Genomic DNA, 18903 nt, shown 5'->3' with positions numbered 1-18903 from the left:
TCCTTTTTATGGTAAAATGGTTCTATGAATGAAAGAATGAAAGAGCTCGTTGAACTGCTCAATCGCTATGCGACAGAGTATTATACAAGTGATAATCCATCTGTATCTGATAGTGAGTATGACCGTCTTTATCGTGAACTGGTAGAGTTAGAAAAAGCTCATCCTGACCAAGTTTTACCAGAAAGTCCGACACATCGTGTTGGTGGAAAGATTCTTGATGGGTTTGAGAAATATAGTCATCAGTATCCTCTTTATAGTTTGCAGGATGCTTTTTCACGTGAAGAACTCGACGCCTTTGATGCGCGTGTTCGTAAAGAATTGGATGATGTCACTTATATTTGTGAGTTGAAGATTGATGGTTTATCGATTTCCTTGACTTATGAGCAGGGAATTTTTGTTGCTGGGGCAACTCGAGGTGATGGCTCCATAGGTGAAAACATCACTGAAAATCTTAAACGAGTGAAAGACATTCCGTTATCATTACCAGAAAAATTAGATATTACTGTTCGTGGTGAATGTTATATGCCGAGAGCTTCTTTTGACCAGGTCAATCAATCTCGTCAAGAAAATGGGGAGCCAGAATTTGCCAACCCAAGAAATGCTGCTGCAGGAACCCTTCGTCAGTTAGATACAGCAGTAGTATCCAAACGTAATCTTGCAACCTTCCTTTATCAGGAAGCTAGTCCTTCAACTCGGGATAGTCAAGAGAAGGTTTTGAAACATTTAGAACAATTAGGCTTTGTGGTTAATCAAAGACGTCTATTAGCTCATAGTATGGATGAGGTTTGGGCGTTTATTCAAGAAATTGGTCGAGAAAGAGATCAGTTGCCTTATGATATCGATGGAGTTGTGATTAAGGTCAATGATCTAGCTGGTCAGGAGCAACTAGGATTTACAGTCAAAGCACCTAAATGGGCAGTAGCATATAAATTCCCAGCAGAAGAAAAAGAAGCGAAACTTCTTTCTGTTGACTGGACTGTTGGCCGTACAGGAGTTGTGACTCCGACTGCTAATCTTACTCCAGTGCAACTTGCAGGTACAACTGTAAGTCGTGCAACCCTTCATAATGTTGACTATATCACTGAAAAGGATATCCGTAAGGATGACACAGTCATTGTCTATAAGGCAGGTGATATCATTCCAGCTGTTCTACGAGTGGTAGAATCCAAGCGAGTGTCAGAGGAAAGACTAGATATTCCAACAAACTGTCCAAGTTGTGACAGTAAGCTTTTGCATTTTGAAGATGAGGTTGCCCTTCGTTGTATCAATCCGCGATGCCCTGCTCAAATCAAGGAAGGCTTGACGCACTTCGCATCGCGTGATGCTATGAATATTTCTGGCCTTGGTCCATCGATCGTGGAGAAACTATTTGCTGCCGATTTGGTTAAGGATGTTGCAGATATTTATCGTTTGACTGTCGAAGATTTGCTCTTGCTAGATGGTATCAAGGAAAAATCTGCTCAAAAGCTCTACCAAGCTATTCAAGCATCCAAAGAAAATTCTGCTGAAAAACTCTTGTTTGGTTTGGGGATTCGTCATGTAGGAAGTAAGGCAAGTCAGTTGCTTTTACAAAACTTTCACTCAATTGAATCGCTAGCACAAGCCAATCCTGAAGAAATTGCAAATATTGAAAGTTTGGGGAGTGTCATTGCTCAAAGCCTACAGACCTATTTTGCTACAGAGGGTTCTGAAATCCTTTTAAGGGAATTGAAAGAATCAGGTGTTAATCTAGATTACAAAGGACAGACAGTTGCAGCAAATGCAGCCTTGTCTGGTTTAACTGTCGTATTGACAGGAAAGCTAGAGCGTTTGAATCGCTCAGAAGCTAAAAATAAATTAGAAAGTCTAGGAGCCAAGGTTACTGGTAGTGTGTCGAAAAAAACAGACCTTGTTGTAGCAGGAGCAGATGCAGGAAGCAAGCTCCAAAAAGCACAAGAACTGGGAATAGAGATTCGTGATGAAGCTTGGCTTGAGAGTTTGTAAGCTATGAAAGAAGTAAAAAAACGCGCACGTCTCATTTATAATCCGACCTCAGGCCAGGAAATTATTAAGCAAAATATCGCAGAAGTTCTAGAAGTGTTAGAGAGCATAGGCTATGAAACAAGTGCTTTTCAGACCAAACCTGAACACTTATCAGCCCAGAAAGAAGCAGAAAGAGCTGCAAAAGCTGGCTTTGATTTGGTTTTGGTAGCTGGTGGCGATGGTACTATCAATGAAGTGGTTAATGGAATTGCACCTCTGGAACATCGTCCAAAGATAGCCATCATTCCTACTGGGACTACCAATGACTATGCAAGAGCATTGAAAATCCCTATGGGGGATCCAGTTGCTGCAGCGAAGATCATTGCTAAAAATGAAACCAAGCAAATTGATATTGGTCGTGCCTTTGGTGATAAGTATTTCATCAATATTGCTGCGGCAGGAACTCTTACGGAGTTAACTTTTAGTGTTCCGAGTGAGCTAAAGACGCGTTTGGGTTATCTGGCCTACGTTGCTAAAGGCTTCGAGATGTTTCCAAAATCCAAAGCCCGTCCTGTTCGTATTTACCATGATTGGGGAATTTTTACAGGAGAAGTTTCTCTTGTCTTTGTTGCCTTGACCAATTCTATTGGTGGATTTGAGCAATTTGCACCTGATACCAAACTGGATGATGGCAATTTCACGCTTATTCTAGTAAAGACGGATAAAATACTAGATATGTTGAGTCTGCTAGTGCAGGCCATGAACGGAGGCCAACACGTTTCAGATATCAATGTTGAATACCTTAAAACGAGTAAACTCCGAATTGAAACTTTGGATCATGAAGAGCCTTTTATGCTCAATCTTGATGGAGAATACGGTGGCGACACACCAGTAGATTTGGAAGTGTGCCATAATCACATTGAATTTTTTGTGAATCGTGAGGCACTTAATCAATAAATTATTAGTCACATATAAAATCAAATTTATTTAGAAATTAGGGAGAAACATGTACAATTATCCTGTACTTATTCATTATCATCGTAAAGATGAAGCTTACGAGGCTTGCAGTTTCAGCAAAAAGCCTCTAGATTCAGCAGAACTTATCAAAGAAGAAGAATATTTTGGAGCAAAATTCTCACTGACTCAATCGAGTGAAGTAGCTCTTGAGACCATGACTTTTACTGTTGAAAAAGATGGTGTCAGCAAAGAATATCCTATTCGCTTCAATTATTATCCACTTTTGACAGAAGTTTGGATTTTGGATGGAGATGATACAGTTTATTATTCTGAAAATCCAGCTATTGCAAGTACTCATTATAAAGACCAAAATCCTTTTGCCTTCGACAAGGCAATCAATAGCGCTAGTTTTGACCACCACTGGGGTTATCAAGGAGAGTTGGGATGTCAAGTTTCTGAAACTGAAACAAGATTTAGCCTATGGGCACCAACCGCTACATCTGTCCAAGTAGTAGTCTATGAATCTGCAAGTAACGACGCACCTATCCTTAAAACCTTTGAAATGGAGCGAGGAAATAGTTACTCCTATAGTCACAAGTATAATACAATTGGTGTTTGGAGTTTATCAGTTCCAGAAAGCTTAGCAGGTTGTGCTTACCACTACCAAATTGACTTTCCTCATCACCAGTCATTAACTCGTGATCCATATACAATAGCGACAAGTCCTGATGGAAAACGTTCAGCCATTGTCTCAAACCAAGATCGTCAGGTCGAAGGTTTTGAGGTTAAGCATGGTACAGAAGCAACTTGGCGTTTGGAAAATCCTTGCCAGGCAGTTGTGTATGAAATGCATATCCGTGATTTGACTAAGTCTGAAACATCTGGTGTTGCGCCAGAATTAAGAGGAACCTTCTTAGGTGCAGCGCAAACTGGAACAGTTAACCAATATGGTCAATCGACTGCGTTTGATTACATCAAAGAACTTGGTGTCAACTATGTTCAGTTGCAACCAATTGCTGACCGTCATAAAGAATACGATGCTGATGGAAATGTAACTTATAACTGGGGATATGATCCACAAAACTACAATGCTCCAGAAATTAGCATGTCTACAAATCCAAATGATCCAGGTCAAGCTATCCGTGATTTGAAAGCCATGGTCCAAGCTTATCACGATGCTGGTATCGGTGTTATTATGGACGTTGTTTACAATCATACCTTCTCAACCGTTGATGCACCATTCCAAACAACGGTTCCTGATTATTACTATCGAATGAACCATGATGGAACCTACCAAAATGGAACAGGAGTCGGTAACGAAACTGCCAGTGAGCATGAAATGTTCCGTAAATATATGATTGATTCTCTTCTCTACTGGGTAAAAGAATACAATATTGACGGTTTCCGCTTTGATTTGATGGGAATACATGACGTCAAAACCATGCAGATGATTCGTTGGGCTATGGACGAAGTCGATCCGAAAATCATCCTGTATGGAGAAGGTTGGGATATGGGAACAGGTCTTGCTCCTTATGACAAGGCTAAGAAAGACAATGCCTACCAGTTGCCAAACATTGGATTCTTTAATGATAATCAACGTGATGCGATCAAAGGTTGTGAAGTCTATGGCTCTATCAAATCTGGCTTCGTCAGTGGAGCAGGTACTGAGCCGATCCTCGCAAAGGCTATTCTTGGAAGTCGTGAGCTCGGTTCATATCTCAGCCCCAATCAGGTTCTTAACTATGTAGAAGCCCACGATAACTACAATTTGCATGATTTACTTAGAACCCTTCATCCATCGGAGAGTGATAAACGCATCATGAAGAAAGTAGAAACAGCAACGGCTATGAACCTCCTCATGCAAGGGATGGCCTTCATGGAACTGGGGCAAGAGTTTGGCCGTACTAAACTCGTAGCTACAGGCGAAAATGGAGAGTTGACCCACGCAGATCGTGAGCGAGCAATGAACAGTTACAATGCTCCTGATAGTGTCAACCAAGTCAACTGGGATTTGATCAATGAGCGTCAAGATAGCATCGAGTTTGTCCGTCAGATTATCCGTCTTAAAACACAAACTAGTGCCTTTTCATACCCTACCTATGAAGAAGTCTACCGTCATGTCTTTGTTCACACAGCCATTGAAAATAGTGGTTGGATTGTCTACGAGATTCAGGGAATTGAAGAGCACTTCTTGGTTGTTTTCAATGCTAAAGGGGCTTCATATTACTATGAAAATGCAGGCAACCTTGAAATGTTGGTAACTAATAGCCGTTCTAATCAAGAAAATGTTATTGACGACGTCAGTGTGGCAGTTATGAATGTTTTATCCTAAAAATAACCCAAAACTCAAGATTTATGCTTGAGTTTTTTATATTTCTAGACATAAAAATAAAAATGGAACAATTACTAAAAATGGTTGAAAATTTCAGAAAATTTGGTAAAATTATATAAAAAGAGTTATCTACGAATATTATGTTATCAAAAACTAAAAACGTTCAGTTTTTTAAGTAAGTTATTTTATATAAAGATAATGAGAGTTATTTTCGTAACAGTAGCTAATAGAAAATTCCATTACTTATCATCATTTATGAAAATTTTAGAAATGTTAAGATAAATATATGAAGATTTTCGAAAAAAATTTTAGTAGAATTCGGAAATTAGTTGAAAGTTTTCCTAAAATATAGTATAATAGAGACATAGAAAACGCTTACAAATAAAGGGGGATTCAATGGATAAATTTGAGGCTTTAAGAACTTTTACTAGTGGTGAAAATTTCCATCTTCAACACTATTTAGGAGCGCATCGTGAAGAAAGAGACGGTGAGTATGGTTATACATTCCGTGTCTGGGCGCCAAATGCGCAGGCTGTCCATCTAGTTGGTGATTTTACTAACTGGGTTGAAAATCAAATCCCCATGGTTCGTAATGAATCTGGAGTTTGGGAAGTTTTTACAACTTTAGCTCAAGAGGGGCATATTTATAAATATCATATTACTCGTGCTAATGGTCATCAGCTTATGAAGATTGATCCCTTGGCAGTACGCTATGAAGCTCGTCCAGGAACAGGGGCAGTTTTAATAGAAATTCCTGAGAAAAAATGGAAGGATGGTCTCTGGTTAGCTCGGAGAAAACGTTGGGGATTTTTCGAAAGACCGGTCAATATCTATGAGGCGCATGCAGGATCTTGGAAGAGAAATCCTGATGGAACACCTTATAGCTTTGCTCAACTCAAAGAAGAGCTCATCCCCTATCTTGTTGAGATGAACTATACTCATATCGAGTTTATGCCTTTGATGGCTCACCCACTTGGTTTGAGTTGGGGTTATCAGCTCATGGGCTACTTCGCTTTAGAGCATGCCTATGGTCGTCCTGAAGAGTTTCAAGACTTCGTTGAGGAATGTCATATCAACAATATCGGTGTAATTGTGGATTGGGTGCCAGGTCACTTTACAATCAATGATGATGCTTTAGCTTATTATGACGGAACACCAACTTTTGAATATCAAGACCATAACAAAGCACACAACTACGGTTGGGGTGCATTGAACTTTGATTTAGGCAAAAATGAAGTCCAATCTTTCTTGATTTCTAGTATTAAGTTCTGGATTGATTTCTATCACCTAGATGGTATTCGTGTAGATGCCGTAAGTAATATTCTCTATCTAGATTATGACAATGCTCCATGGACACCAAATAAAGACGGCGGCAATCTCAACTATGAAGGCTATTATTTCCTACAACGTTTGAACGATGTTATTAAGCTAGCTCATCCGGATGTTATGATGATTGCAGAGGAGTCTTCTTCAGGTACCAAGATTACCGGTATGAAGGAAATGGGTGGACTTGGATTTGACTACAAGTGGAACATGGGTTGGATGAATGATATCCTACGTTTCTACGAAGAAGATCCAATTTACCGCAAGTATGACTTTAACCTTGTGACTTTCAGCTTCATGTATGTCTTTAATGAAAATTATCTCCTACCATTCTCACATGATGAGGTTGTACATGGTAAGAAGAGTATGATGCATAAGATGTGGGGTGATCGTTACAATCAGTTCGCTGGTTTGAGAAACCTCTACACTTATCAAATTTGTCACCCAGGTAAGAAATTACTCTTCATGGGTAGTGAGTTTGGTCAATTCCTAGAGTGGAAATCCGAAGAGCAATTAGAGTGGTCTAACCTAGAAGATCCGATGAATGCCAAGATGAAGTACTTTACATCACAGTTGAATCAGCTTTATAAAGACCACCGTTGTCTTTGGGAAATTGATACAAGATATGATGGTATTGAAATTATTGATGCGGATAACAGAGATCAGAGTGTTCTTTCCTTTATCCGAAAAGGCAAGAAAGGCGAGATGCTAGTCTGTGTCTTCAATATGGCACCGGTTGAACGACCTGATTTCACAATCGGTCTTCCTGTTGCAGGTATTTATGAAGAAATTTGGAATACAGAGTTAGAACAATGGGGTGGTGTGTGGAAAGAACATAACCAAACTGTTCAAACTCAAGAAGGATTGTGGAAGGATTATGAGCAGACTTTGACATTTACCTTGCCAGCTATGGGAGCAAGTATTTGGAAAATCAAACGTCGCATAAAACCTACTAAGAAAGTCGCTAATAAAACTCAAAAAGGAGTAGAAAATGAAGAATGAAATGCTAGCTTTAATCCTTGCTGGTGGGCAAGGAACTCGTCTCGGTAAACTCACTCAAAGCATTGCAAAACCAGCTGTGCAATTTGGTGGGCGCTACCGTATCATTGACTTCGCTCTTTCAAACTGTGCCAACTCAGGTATCCACAATGTTGGGGTTATCACACAGTATCAACCACTAGCTCTCAACAGCCACATTGGTAATGGTTCTAGTTGGGGTCTAGATGGTATTGACACCGGAGTTTCTATCCTTCAACCCTACTCTGCAAGTGAAGGGAACCGTTGGTTTGAAGGTACAAGTCATGCCATTTACCAAAACATCGACTATATCGACAGTATCAATCCTGAGTATGTTTTGATCCTTTCAGGTGACCATATCTACAAAATGGACTATGATGATATGCTCCAATCACACAAGGATAACAATGCCAGCTTGACTGTAGCTGTCTTGGATGTGCCGCTAAAAGAAGCTAGCCGTTTTGGTATCATGAATACAGATGCCAACAATCGCATTGTTGAATTTGAAGAAAAACCAGCTGAACCAAAATCAACTAAAGCATCAATGGGGATTTATATCTTTGACTGGAAACGACTTCGCAATATGCTAGTTGCAGCTGAGAAGGCTAACATTGACATGTCAGATTTCGGTAAAAACGTTATTCCAAATTATCTTGAAACAGGCGAAAGTGTCTATGCTTATGAGTTTAATGGATATTGGAAGGACGTAGGTACTATCGAATCACTTTGGGAAGCAAATATGGAATACATTTCTCCAGAGAATGCTCTAGATAGCCGTAACCGCCAATGGAAAATTTATTCTCGTAACCTCATTGCTCCACCAAACTTCCTTGGAGAACATGCTCAGGTAGAAGACTCTCTTGTAGTAGATGGATGTTATGTAAATGGTACGGTGAAGCATTCTATCCTATCTACAGCAGCTCAAGTTCGTAAGGGATCAGAAGTCGTTGATTCTGTCATCATGAGTGGTGCAGTTATCGGTAGAGGTGCTAAAATTACACGTGCAATCATTGGTGAAGGAGCAGTCATTGCTGATGGCGTGGAAATTGATGGTACAGAAGAAGTACAAGTAGTCGGATATAACGAAGTAGTGGGGGTAGTAACAGATGAAGATTGATAAATATTCAGCGATTTTAGGAAATACCGTTGGTTTCCATGATATGTCATCCTTGACAAGTAACCGTCCAGTGGCAACTTTACCATTTGGAGGAAAGTATCGTTTGATTGACTTCCCGCTTTCAAGTTTAGCTAATGCAGGCGTTCGTAGTATCTTTGGGATTTTCCAACAAGATAGCATCAGCTCTGTATTTGACCATATTCGTTCAGGACGTGAGTGGGGTTTGAATACCCTTCTTAGCCACTACTATCTTGGAATCTACAATACTCGTGTAGAAAGCAGTACAGTTGGTAAAGAGTACTATCAACAACTCTTAACTTACTTAAAACGTTCAGGTTCAGACCAAACAGTTTCCTTGAACTGTGATGTTTTGGTGAATATCGATCTCAATCAAGTTTTCCATTTGCATAATACAACAAAATCACCAATTACAGTTGTTTATAAGAAATTGCCTAAGAAGGACATTTCAGAAGTAAATGCAATCCTTGGTATCGATGAAACTGACCACGTGCTTTCTCACAAACTCTTTGATAAAAAATCAAACCAAGAATACTACAACATGTCAACAGATATCTTTGTTGTGGACACTCAATGGTTGATTAAGCGTTTGGAAGAAGAAGCTCAAAAAGAGTATCCAGAAAAATTACGGTATGTTCTTCGTGATTTGGCAGCCAAAGAAGGTGCATTTGCATATGAATATACAGGTTACCTAGCAAATATTCATTCGGTAGAAACATACTTCCAAGCAAATCTAGATATGCTTGATCAGCATAAATTCTACTCTTTGTTCTCACCAAATCAAAAGATTCACACTAAAGTGAAAAACGAAGAGCCTACCTACTATGCACCAGGTTCTAAAGTAAACACATCTCAATTTGCTTCTGGTAGTATCATTGAGGGTGAAGTGGATAAATCTGTTATTTCGCGTAATGTTCGTATCAATAAAGACAGCTTGGTTAAAGAGTCTCTTATCTTCCCTCGCGTTGTCGTTGGAAAAGGTGCACAAGTTGAGTATGCAATTGTAGATAAGGGTGCTGAAATAGCTGAGGGAGTTGTTATTCGAGGTACAGCAGAAAAACCAGTTGTCATCAAAAAAGGCGAAAAAGTAACAGAGGATGTCCTTTCATGAAAATTTTATTTGTAGCAGCAGAGGGCGCTCCCTTTTCAAAAACAGGTGGATTGGGAGACGTTATCGGAGCACTTCCAAAATCATTAGTAAAAGCTGGGCATGAAGTTGCTGTTATCTTACCCTACTATGACATGGTTGAAGCCAAGTTTGGTGATCAGATTGAAGATGTCCTTCAATTTGAAGTCTATGTTGGTTGGCGCAGACAATTTTGTGGAATTAAGAAAACTGTTTTAAACGGTATTACTTTCTACTTCATCGACAATCAATTTTATTTCTTCCGTGGACATGTTTATGGAGATTTCGATGATGGTGAACGTTTTGCTTTCTTCCAACTTGCTGCCCTTGAAGCTATGGAGCGTATTGGTTTTATCCCTGATGTCCTCCACGCTCATGACTACCATACAGCGATGATTCCGTTCTTGTTAAAAGAAAAATACAGATGGATTCAAGCTTACCAAGGAATCAAGACGGTCTTGACCATTCATAACTTGGAATTTCAGGGCCAATTCTCTGAAAGTATGCTTTGGGACTTGTTCAGGGTTGGATTTGAGCGCTACGCTGATGGAACAGTTCGTTGGAATGATTGTCTTAACTGGATGAAGGCTGGTATTCTCTATGCAGACCGTGTATCAACCGTGTCACCGAGCTATGCTTATGAGATCATGACTACAGAGTTTGGTTGCGGTATTGATCAGATTCTCCGTATGGAATCTGGTAAGGTTTCTGGTATTGTAAACGGAATTGATACTGATTTATACAACCCAGAGACGGATGCTTTACTTGAGTATCATTTTAATAAAACTGATTTGTCAGGAAAAGCTCAAAATAAAGCGAAACTTCAAGAAAGAGTTGGTCTTCCAGTACGTCCTGATGTGCCAATGATTGGTATCGTGTCACGTTTGACTCGTCAGAAGGGCTTTGATGTGGTGGTTGAAAGCCTGCATCGTATGCTTCAAGAGGATATTCAAATTGTTCTCTTGGGAACTGGAGATCCAGGATTTGAACAAGCCTTCTCTTGGTTTAGTCAAGTATTCCCAGAAAAACTTTCTGCCAATATTACTTTCGATGTGAAATTAGCTCAAGAGATTTATGCAGCATGTGATATTTTCCTCATGCCAAGTCGTTTTGAACCGTGTGGACTTTCACAAATGATGGCCATGAGATATGGTACACTTCCTTTAGTAAACGAGGTGGGTGGACTTAGAGATACTGTTCAAGCCTTTAATCCAATTGAAGGAACAGGTACAGGCTTTAGCTTTAACAACCTAACTCCATACTGGCTCAACTGGGCATTGCAAACAGCTTTGGATGTTTATCACAACCATCCTGATGTTTGGAAAAATATGCAAGTTCAAGCTATGGAATGTGATTTCTCTTGGGATACAGCCTGCAAGTCATATCTTGATTTGTATCACAGTTTAGCAAACTAAATAGTTAAAATCGTATGATACCTTCATACGATTTTTTGAGATTCTGAAAGTAAGGCAATTATATGAAAAAAATTAAAGGACTCTGTGTACTGGATGTTGATGGAACACTGATAGAAGAAGAGGTTATTGATTTATTAGGGAAAGAGGCAGATTGTGAAGAAGAAGTAGCCCTTCTAACAGCTCAAGCTATGAGGGGAGAACTAGATTTTGAAGAAAGCTTGAGAAAACGAGCTTCTTTATTAAAAGGACTATTTGTCGATAAATTTGAATATCTTTATACACAGGTTCATTTTAGCAAGAATGCCCAAGAGTTCGTTAAAATTCTTCAAAAACATGATATTGAGGTCGGTCTAGTTTCAGGTGGATTTATACCTATTGTCGAAAGATTGGCAAAAGATTTAGGAATTTCATTATTTGCTGCTAATCAACTGGAAATCAGAGATGGTCATTTAACTGGAAATCTTGTTGGTCCTATTATCAGCAGAGAAGTTAAAAAAGAAACCCTAGTAAGATGGGCTGATGAATTAGAGGTACCAATTGATAGAACAATTGCTATTGGAGATGGAGCTAATGATTTAGCAATGTTGAAGAGAGCTGGAATCGGCATTGGCTTCTGTGCCAAAGAAATCGTGAAAGAGGAAATTCCCCTTCAAATTGAAGATAGAGATTTAACAAAAGTATTGAATCTGATAGATTTCCTTTGATTAGAAAGATGAGTGTATGAAAATTGTTATAGCACCTGACTCTTTTAAGGAGAGTCTCCCTGCAAGTGAAGTAGCTAAAGCTATTAAACGAGGCCTTAAAAAGGTTCTACCTGAATCGAAATGTTTGCTCTTACCTGTTGGCGATGGAGGAGAAGGAACAGTAGATGCCATTAAAAATTCACTTGGTCTTGTAGAAAAAACTGCTTTAGTGACAGGTCCCTTTGGAGATGAAGTTCAAATGACTTATGTTCAAAAAGGAGAACTTGCTCTGTTCGAGGTGGCCGATTTAGTTGGGCTTGCTAAAATTCCTATAGAAAAACGAAATCCACTGAAGATTCAAACAAAGGGGATTGGTCAACTGATCCTTTATTTAATCGAACAAGGAATGAAAGAGATCTATATCGGAGTTGGTGGAACATCCAGTAACGATGGTGGAATTGGGATTGCTGCAGGACTCGGATATCAGTTTTATGATGAAAGCGGGATAGAACTTGAGGCTTGTGGCCAGTCCTTATTTGAAATTAGTAAGACTTTGGACAAAAATGTCGTTACCATGCCTGCTGATGTGCGTATCAAAATCTTAGCAGATGTGACCAATCCACTCTGTGGAACTCACGGTGCTACCTATACATTTGGAAAGCAAAAAGGATTAAATCCAGCTCAATTTCAAAAAGTTGATGATGCTATTGAAAACTTTTACCACAAAGTTGCACCTGAAATGTTAAAATTGGATGGTGCTGGAGCAGGTGGCGGTATTGCAGCTGGCTTATGTGCTTTTGCTGGAGCAGAGATCGTATCTGGTATCCAAACTTGTTTGGATTTGATAAACTTTGATGAACAGGTTGTAGATGCAGATCTAGTTATCGTTGGTGAAGGTAGATTGGATGCTCAAAGTTTTTCAGGCAAGGCGCCAATCGGGGTAGCAAAAAGAACACCAAATGGTGTTCCAGTTATTGCTATTTGTGGTAGTTTAGCTGAGGATTTACCTCCTTTACCATTTGAGAATGTCATCGCTGCTTTTTCTATATTAGAAAAAAGTGAACCACTGGAAGATAGTCTAAAAAATGCCGCTATCTATTTAGAAGATACAGCTGCAAACATTGGTCAAATTTTAGCTTTGAAGAAAAATTAACCAAACCACTTTTTCCAAAGAGAAGTAGGAGCTTTTTTCATCTCTTTTTCCTGCCATAAGTCTGAAAAGGCCTTTCTGAGGTCTTTTTCACTTGTTTGAACAGGGGCATCGTTATGGATAACTAGGCCAAAAGGAGAAGAGTTATGATCTTCAGAAACGATGGTCGCTTGGCAGTCAGCATCTTTGGATTGTTTTAGATAAAAAACTTGTTTATCAAACTCTACCTGAGGAGAAATTTTGACAAATAGAGGTTGAGTCTCTTTTTTAAAGGTTTCTATAATTGTTAAAAATCCATTTTTAAATTTATCATCATCAGCTGTTTCAAGGTCTGCGTAGCCAAGGACACGTTCTTCAAATGTTCCGAGAAAACGTCTTTGTTCATCAGGATTTAGTTTAAGACCACCATTGGCCTTTTCTAGGATTTGTTTAGATAGATCAGTCATAAAAATAGTATATCATAAAATAAAGGAGAAAACAGATAAAAGAAAGCGATTACTTTATAAACTTAAGGAAAATTTGCACAAAGATAACGTTTTTCCTTGAAAAAGGAGTCTTTTTAAGGTATCATAGAGGTGTAAAAAATTTAACTCAATAAGGAGAGTAAAAAATGTCAATTATTACTGATGTTTACGCTCGCGAAGTCCTAGACTCACGCGGTAACCCAACACTTGAAGTAGAAGTTTACACTGAATCAGGTGCTTTCGGACGTGGTATGGTTCCATCAGGAGCTTCTACTGGTGAACACGAAGCAGTTGAACTTCGTGATGGTGACAAATCTCGTTACGGTGGTCTTGGTACACAAAAAGCTGTTGACAACGTAAACAACATCATCGCTGAAGCAATCATCGGCTACGATGTACGTGACCAACAAGCTATCGACCGTGCTATGATCGCACTTGACGGAACTCCTAACAAAGGTAAATTGGGTGCTAACGCAATCCTTGGTGTGTCAATCGCTGTAGCTCGTGCTGCTGCTGACTACCTTGAAATCCCACTTTACAGCTACCTTGGTGGATTCAACACTAAAGTTCTTCCAACTCCAATGATGAACATCATCAATGGTGGTTCTCACTCAGATGCTCCAATCGCTTTCCAAGAATTCATGATCGTACCTGCTGGTGCACCAACATTCAAAGAAGCTCTTCGTTGGGGTGCTGAAATCTTCCACGCTCTTAAGAAAATCCTTAAATCTCGTGGTCTTGAAACAGCCGTAGGTGACGAAGGTGGATTCGCTCCTCGTTTCGAAGGAACTGAAGACGGTGTTGAAACTATCCTTGCTGCTATCGAAGCTGCTGGTTATGTTCCAGGTAAAGACGTATTTATTGGATTTGACTGTGCATCATCAGAATTCTACGATAAAGAACGTAAAGTATACGACTACACTAAATTCGAAGGTGAAGGAGCTGCTGTTCGTACTTCTGCAGAACAAATCGACTACCTTGAAGAATTGGTAAACAAATACCCAATCATCACTATCGAAGATGGTATGGACGAAAACGACTGGGATGGATGGAAAGCTCTTACTGAACGTCTTGGTGGTAAAGTTCAATTGGTTGGTGACGACTTCTTCGTAACAAACACTTCTTACCTTGAAAGAGGTATCGCTGAAGGCGCTGCTAACTCAATCCTTATCAAAGTTAACCAAATCGGTACTCTTACTGAAACATTCGACGCTATCGAAATGGCAAAAGAAGCTGGTTATACTGCTGTTGTATCACACCGTTCAGGTGAAACTGAAGATTCAACAATCGCTGACATCGCAGTTGCAACTAACGCAGGACAAATCAAGACTGGTTCACTTTCACGTACAGACCGTATCGCTAAATACAACCAATTGCTTCGTATCGAAGACCAACTTGGTGAAGTAGCTGAATATCGTGGATTGAAATCATTCTACAACTTGAAAAAATAAAATAGTTCAGTGAACTATTTTATCCCGAACCTTGAAACTCAAAAGTTCGGCCGTTGATTTAACAACGTTTTAAGCCCTTCGGATATTTTCCGAGGGGCTTTTTCTTTGTTCAGGGAGCAAAAAATATTAAGAAATTATTTCACACATAAATTCCCTGTATTTTCACTATTCTAGGTGGGAATTCAAGATTTTTAAGCATATTTTTGGTATAATAATACCCAGGAAAAACTAGAGAAAAGAAGGAGGTTGAGATGGAAAAGTATTTATCGGTTACAACTTTGACCAAGTATTTAAAAATGAAATTCGATAAAGACCCCTACTTGGAACGGGTCTATTTAACCGGTCAAGTCTCTAACTTCCGTAAGCGTCCAACCCATCAGTATTTTTCTCTTAAAGATGACCGAGCGGTTATTCAGGCGACAATTTGGTCGGGTGTCTACCAACGTTTGGGATTTGACTTGGAAGAAGGGATGAAGATCAATGTAGTTGGTCGTGTCCAAGTTTATGAACCGAGCGGGAGTTATTCGATTATTATTGAAAAAGCTGAACCTGATGGTGTCGGTGCCTTGGCTATCCAATTTGAACAACTTAAGAAGAAACTGGCAGAAGAAGGTTTGTTTCAAGAGCGATTTAAACAATCTTTACCACAATTTTCAAAAAAAATAGGTGTGGTGACCAGTCGAAGTGGTGCTGTTATCCAGGATATTATTACTACCGTTAGCAGACGTTTCCCAGGTGTGGAAATTGTCCTATATCCTACTAAAGTTCAAGGTGAGGGTGCTGCAGAGGAGATTGCTCGTAACATTGCGAGAGCCAATGAACGAGATGACTTAGATGTTCTGATTATCGGCCGTGGTGGTGGATCCATTGAAGATCTTTGGGCCTTTAACGAAGAAATTGTAGTTCGAGCAATTTTTGAATCTCGTTTACCGATTATTTCGAGTGTTGGCCACGAAACAGATGTTACCTTGGCTGATTTTGTTGCGGATAAGAGAGCGGCGACACCGACAGCTGCTGCTGAACTCGCTACACCAGTAACAAAGTTAGACCTTTTGACCTATCTTCAGAATCAAGAGAAGCGGATGACTACAGCTGTTAAACATACTTTATCAAAGAAAAAAGAAGCTTTGAGAATCCTCAGTCAATCGGTCATCTTCAGACAACCAGAGCGTTTATATGACGGTTATCTACAACGCTTGGATCAGTTACAGCTACGACTGAAGCAAGGACTGAATGCTGAATTGGTTCGAAATCAACAAAAGGTTCAAGAACAAATCCACCGTTTGGAACAATTATCACCAATCATCAAAATCCAGCGTTATCAGGATCGTATTTTCCAACTGCAAAAACTAATGCGTAGCCAGATGGCTGTGACCTATGATGCAAAAGTAGCAGAAGTAAAACGCCTATCAGAAGCTCTCCTTATGCTAGATACTAGTCGAATTGTAGCCAGAGGTTACGCAATTGTCAAAAAAGGAGAAGTTGTAGTGGCTTCTGCGAAAGATTTGAAAGAGAATGACCAAGTATCACTGTTGATGCGGGACGGTCAAGTAGAATTAGAGGTAAGAGATGTCAAAACAAAAGAAATTTGAGGAAAATCTAGCAGAGCTTGAGACTATTGTTCAAAGCTTAGAAAATGGTGAAATTGCTTTGGAAGATGCTATTTCTGCTTTTCAAAAAGGAATGCTCTTATCCAAAGAATTGCAGGCAACACTTGATAAGGCTGAAAAGACCTTGGTCAAGGTTATGCAAGAAGATGGAACAGAAAGTGAACTGGTATGAACAAGCAGGAAAAACTAGCTTTAGTCGAGTCAGCTCTTGAAGACTTTTATGGCGACCAACAATTTGCGTCCAGTTTAAGAGAATCTATTCTCTATTCCGTCCATGCTGGTGGTAAACGGATTCGTCCATATTTGCTTTTAGAAGTTTTGGACTCCTTACAAGTGCCTATCACTCAGGAACATGCTCAAGTAGCAGCGGCACTAGAAATGATTCATACAGGAAGTTTGATCCATGATGATCTTCCTGCTATGGATAATGATGATTTTCGTCGGGGGCGTTTGACCAACCATAAGGTGTATGGTGAAGCTCTAGCTATTTTAGCAGGGGATGCGCTTTTTTTGGATCCCTATGCTTTAATTGCTCAAGCTGATTTGCCGAGTCAAACAAAGGTTGATTTAATAGCTAATTTATCACTTGCTTCTGGAAGTATGGGGATGGTAGCTGGACAAGTTTTGGATATGGAAGGCGAAGGAAAACACTTGAATTTAGAGGAACTTCAGACTATCCATGCTAATAAGACCGGTAAACTTTTAGCCTTTCCTTTCCAAGCGGCTGGTATCATTGCTGGATTGGATGAAAATCTTCAGAAGCAGCTTAAAACAGTTGGAGAGTTGATTGGCCTGGCTTTCCAAGTGAGAGATGATGTGCTTGATGTTACAGCAAGTTTTGAGGAAATCGGCAAGACACCCCAGAAAGATTTGCAAGCCGAAAAGTCAACCTATCCTGCTTTGTTGGGATTAGAACAGGCGAAAGCGTTTTGCAATCAAACCTTGGATCAAGCTAATGCGAAACTAGAAGAGATTAGCCAAGTTGTGAGCTTTGATAAGGAACCAATTGTGAAAATAGTAGAAAGTTTGAGAATCAATGGCTAAGGAAAGAGTAGATGTATTAGCTTACAAACAAGGTTTATTTGAAACGAGAGAACAAGCCAAACGAGGTGTTATGGCTGGTTTGGTAGTTGCTGTTATAAATGGCGAACGATTTGATAAACCAGGAGAAAAAATTCCTGACGATACAGAGTTGAAACTCAAGGGCGAGAAACTTAAGTATGTCAGTCGTGGTGGCTTGAAACTTGAGAAGGCGCTAGATATTTTTGATCTATCAGTTGAGGGACAAACGACCATTGATATCGGAGCTTCAACTGGAGGTTTTACGGATGTCATGTTGCAAAATGGTGCTAAACAAGTTTTTGCAGTTGATGTTGGTACTAATCAACTGGCATGGAAATTACGCCAAGACCCTCGTGTTGTCAGTATGGAGCAGTTTAATTTCCGTTATGCTGAAAAGAGCGACTTTAATCAGGAACCAAGTTTCGCAAGTATCGATGTCAGTTTTATTTCCTTAGGCCTTATTTTGCCGGCCTTACACCGTGTTTTAGCCGATCAAGGTCAGGTTGTGGCTCTAGTTAAGCCTCAATTTGAGGCTGGTCGAGAACAGATTGGCAAGAATGGAATTATCAGAGATGCTAAAGTTCACCAAAATGTTTTAGAAGCAGTTACTAAAATGGCAGTTGATGAAGGATTTTCAGTCTTAGGATTGGACTATTCTCCTATTCAAGGTGGTCATGGGAATATCGAGTTTTTAGCCTATTTGCGAAAAGAAGATCACGCAATCAATCAGGTTAGTTCTGAAATAGAAAAAATAGTGGAGAAAGCACATAGAGAATTTAAAGATGAATAAAAAAGAGAGACTTGAGAAGATTAGAAGATTTGTTACAGATTATCAAATCGGAACACAGGAAGAAATCGTTGAACACTTGAGAGAAGCGGGTATCTCTGCTACTCAAGCAACAGTCTCCCGAGATATTAAAGAATTAGGTATTGTAAAAATTCCATTGAAAGACAATACTTACATTTATGAATTACCAAAATCAATCGTTAGAAGCTTGCAATTGGCAGAAAACAATATTGTTCATGCTGAACAAATGGGATATATGATCAATTTGCAAGTCATTCCAGGAAATACTATTTTCGTCAAGAGTCAGTTGATGACTGTTTTTTCTGACCAAATTTTTAGCTGTATTGCTGATGATGATTCCATCTTGATGGTATTGAGAAGTGAAGAAACAGCCAAGGATATTTTTGAACAAGTTAAAAATTGGTAGGA

The 18903-nt window shown here is 39.5% G+C and carries 16 protein-coding genes; 15 read left to right on the top strand and 1 reads right to left on the bottom strand.

Annotated elements, in window-relative coordinates:
* Nucleotides 1-24: 24 nt before the first annotated feature.
* From ligA to O3633_RS01105, 9 genes are all read left to right on the top strand, one after another.
* Nucleotides 25-1983, top strand: coding sequence for an NAD-dependent DNA ligase LigA (ligA, locus tag O3633_RS01145; protein ID WP_371620095.1), 1959 nt, complete (start codon nucleotides 25-27; stop codon nucleotides 1981-1983).
* Nucleotides 1984-1986: 3 nt separating this feature from the next.
* Nucleotides 1987-2919 (top strand): diacylglycerol kinase family lipid kinase, encoded by a 933-nt coding sequence (locus O3633_RS01140; protein ID WP_371620094.1) that lies wholly within the window; start codon nucleotides 1987-1989, stop codon nucleotides 2917-2919.
* Nucleotides 2920-2968: 49 nt separating this feature from the next.
* Nucleotides 2969-5251 (top strand): type I pullulanase, encoded by a 2283-nt coding sequence (pulA, locus tag O3633_RS01135; protein ID WP_371620093.1) that lies wholly within the window; start codon nucleotides 2969-2971, stop codon nucleotides 5249-5251.
* Nucleotides 5252-5647: 396 nt separating this feature from the next.
* Nucleotides 5648-7576, top strand: coding sequence for a 1,4-alpha-glucan branching protein GlgB (gene glgB, locus O3633_RS01130; RefSeq protein ID WP_371620092.1), 1929 nt, complete (start codon nucleotides 5648-5650; stop codon nucleotides 7574-7576).
* Nucleotides 7566-8708: a glucose-1-phosphate adenylyltransferase gene (locus O3633_RS01125; RefSeq protein WP_371620091.1), complete on the top strand. Its 1143-nt coding sequence runs from the start codon at nucleotides 7566-7568 to the stop codon at nucleotides 8706-8708. The genes glgB and O3633_RS01125 overlap by 11 nt, the downstream gene beginning before the upstream one ends.
* Nucleotides 8698-9837, top strand: a complete 1140-nt coding sequence (glgD, locus tag O3633_RS01120; protein WP_371620090.1) for a glucose-1-phosphate adenylyltransferase subunit GlgD — start codon at nucleotides 8698-8700, stop codon at nucleotides 9835-9837. The genes O3633_RS01125 and glgD overlap by 11 nt, the downstream gene beginning before the upstream one ends.
* Nucleotides 9834-11267, top strand: a complete 1434-nt coding sequence (glgA, locus tag O3633_RS01115; protein ID WP_371620089.1) for a glycogen synthase GlgA — start codon at nucleotides 9834-9836, stop codon at nucleotides 11265-11267. Before glgD ends, glgA begins: the two co-directional genes overlap by 4 nt.
* A gap of 62 nt (nucleotides 11268-11329) precedes the next feature.
* Complete coding sequence (serB, locus tag O3633_RS01110; RefSeq protein WP_371620088.1) at nucleotides 11330-11971, top strand: phosphoserine phosphatase SerB; 642 nt, start codon at nucleotides 11330-11332, stop codon at nucleotides 11969-11971.
* A gap of 16 nt (nucleotides 11972-11987) precedes the next feature.
* Nucleotides 11988-13103 (top strand): glycerate kinase, encoded by a 1116-nt coding sequence (locus tag O3633_RS01105; RefSeq protein WP_371620087.1) that lies wholly within the window; start codon nucleotides 11988-11990, stop codon nucleotides 13101-13103.
* Here O3633_RS01105 and O3633_RS01100 read toward each other — a convergent pair.
* The gene (locus O3633_RS01100; protein ID WP_371620086.1) at nucleotides 13100-13546 is read right to left on the bottom strand and encodes a DUF1694 domain-containing protein; all 447 of its coding nucleotides are present in this window, start codon (nucleotides 13544-13546) and stop codon (nucleotides 13100-13102) included. The two genes, O3633_RS01105 and O3633_RS01100, sit on opposite strands and share 4 nt — an antisense overlap.
* A gap of 164 nt (nucleotides 13547-13710) precedes the next feature.
* Between O3633_RS01100 and eno the strand changes: the two genes are divergently transcribed.
* The 6 genes from eno (at nucleotide 13711) to O3633_RS01070 (ending at nucleotide 18901) form a co-directional block, all read left to right on the top strand.
* Entirely contained in the window at nucleotides 13711-15015 is a 1305-nt protein-coding gene (gene eno, locus O3633_RS01095; protein WP_371620085.1) for a surface-displayed alpha-enolase, read from the top strand.
* Between the two features lie 251 nt (nucleotides 15016-15266).
* Entirely contained in the window at nucleotides 15267-16607 is a 1341-nt protein-coding gene (xseA, locus tag O3633_RS01090; RefSeq protein ID WP_371620084.1) for an exodeoxyribonuclease VII large subunit, read from the top strand.
* Nucleotides 16585-16797: an exodeoxyribonuclease VII small subunit gene (locus O3633_RS01085; protein WP_000043228.1), complete on the top strand. Its 213-nt coding sequence runs from the start codon at nucleotides 16585-16587 to the stop codon at nucleotides 16795-16797. The genes xseA and O3633_RS01085 overlap by 23 nt, the downstream gene beginning before the upstream one ends.
* On the top strand, nucleotides 16794-17669 hold the full coding sequence (locus O3633_RS01080; RefSeq protein WP_371620083.1) for a polyprenyl synthetase family protein: 876 nt from the start codon (nucleotides 16794-16796) through the stop codon (nucleotides 17667-17669). Before O3633_RS01085 ends, O3633_RS01080 begins: the two co-directional genes overlap by 4 nt.
* Nucleotides 17662-18477, top strand: coding sequence for a TlyA family RNA methyltransferase (locus tag O3633_RS01075; RefSeq protein WP_371620082.1), 816 nt, complete (start codon nucleotides 17662-17664; stop codon nucleotides 18475-18477). Before O3633_RS01080 ends, O3633_RS01075 begins: the two co-directional genes overlap by 8 nt.
* Nucleotides 18470-18901, top strand: coding sequence for an arginine repressor (locus O3633_RS01070; RefSeq protein ID WP_371620081.1), 432 nt, complete (start codon nucleotides 18470-18472; stop codon nucleotides 18899-18901). Before O3633_RS01075 ends, O3633_RS01070 begins: the two co-directional genes overlap by 8 nt.
* The last annotated feature ends 2 nt before the right edge of the window (nucleotides 18902-18903 follow it).

The sequence above is a fragment of the Streptococcus sp. 27098_8_22 genome, assembly GCF_041432415.1.
Lineage (GTDB): Bacteria > Bacillota > Bacilli > Lactobacillales > Streptococcaceae > Streptococcus > Streptococcus pseudopneumoniae_M.
Note: the sequence above shows the minus strand (reverse complement) of the source record. Positions and strands in the feature narration are given on the sequence as shown.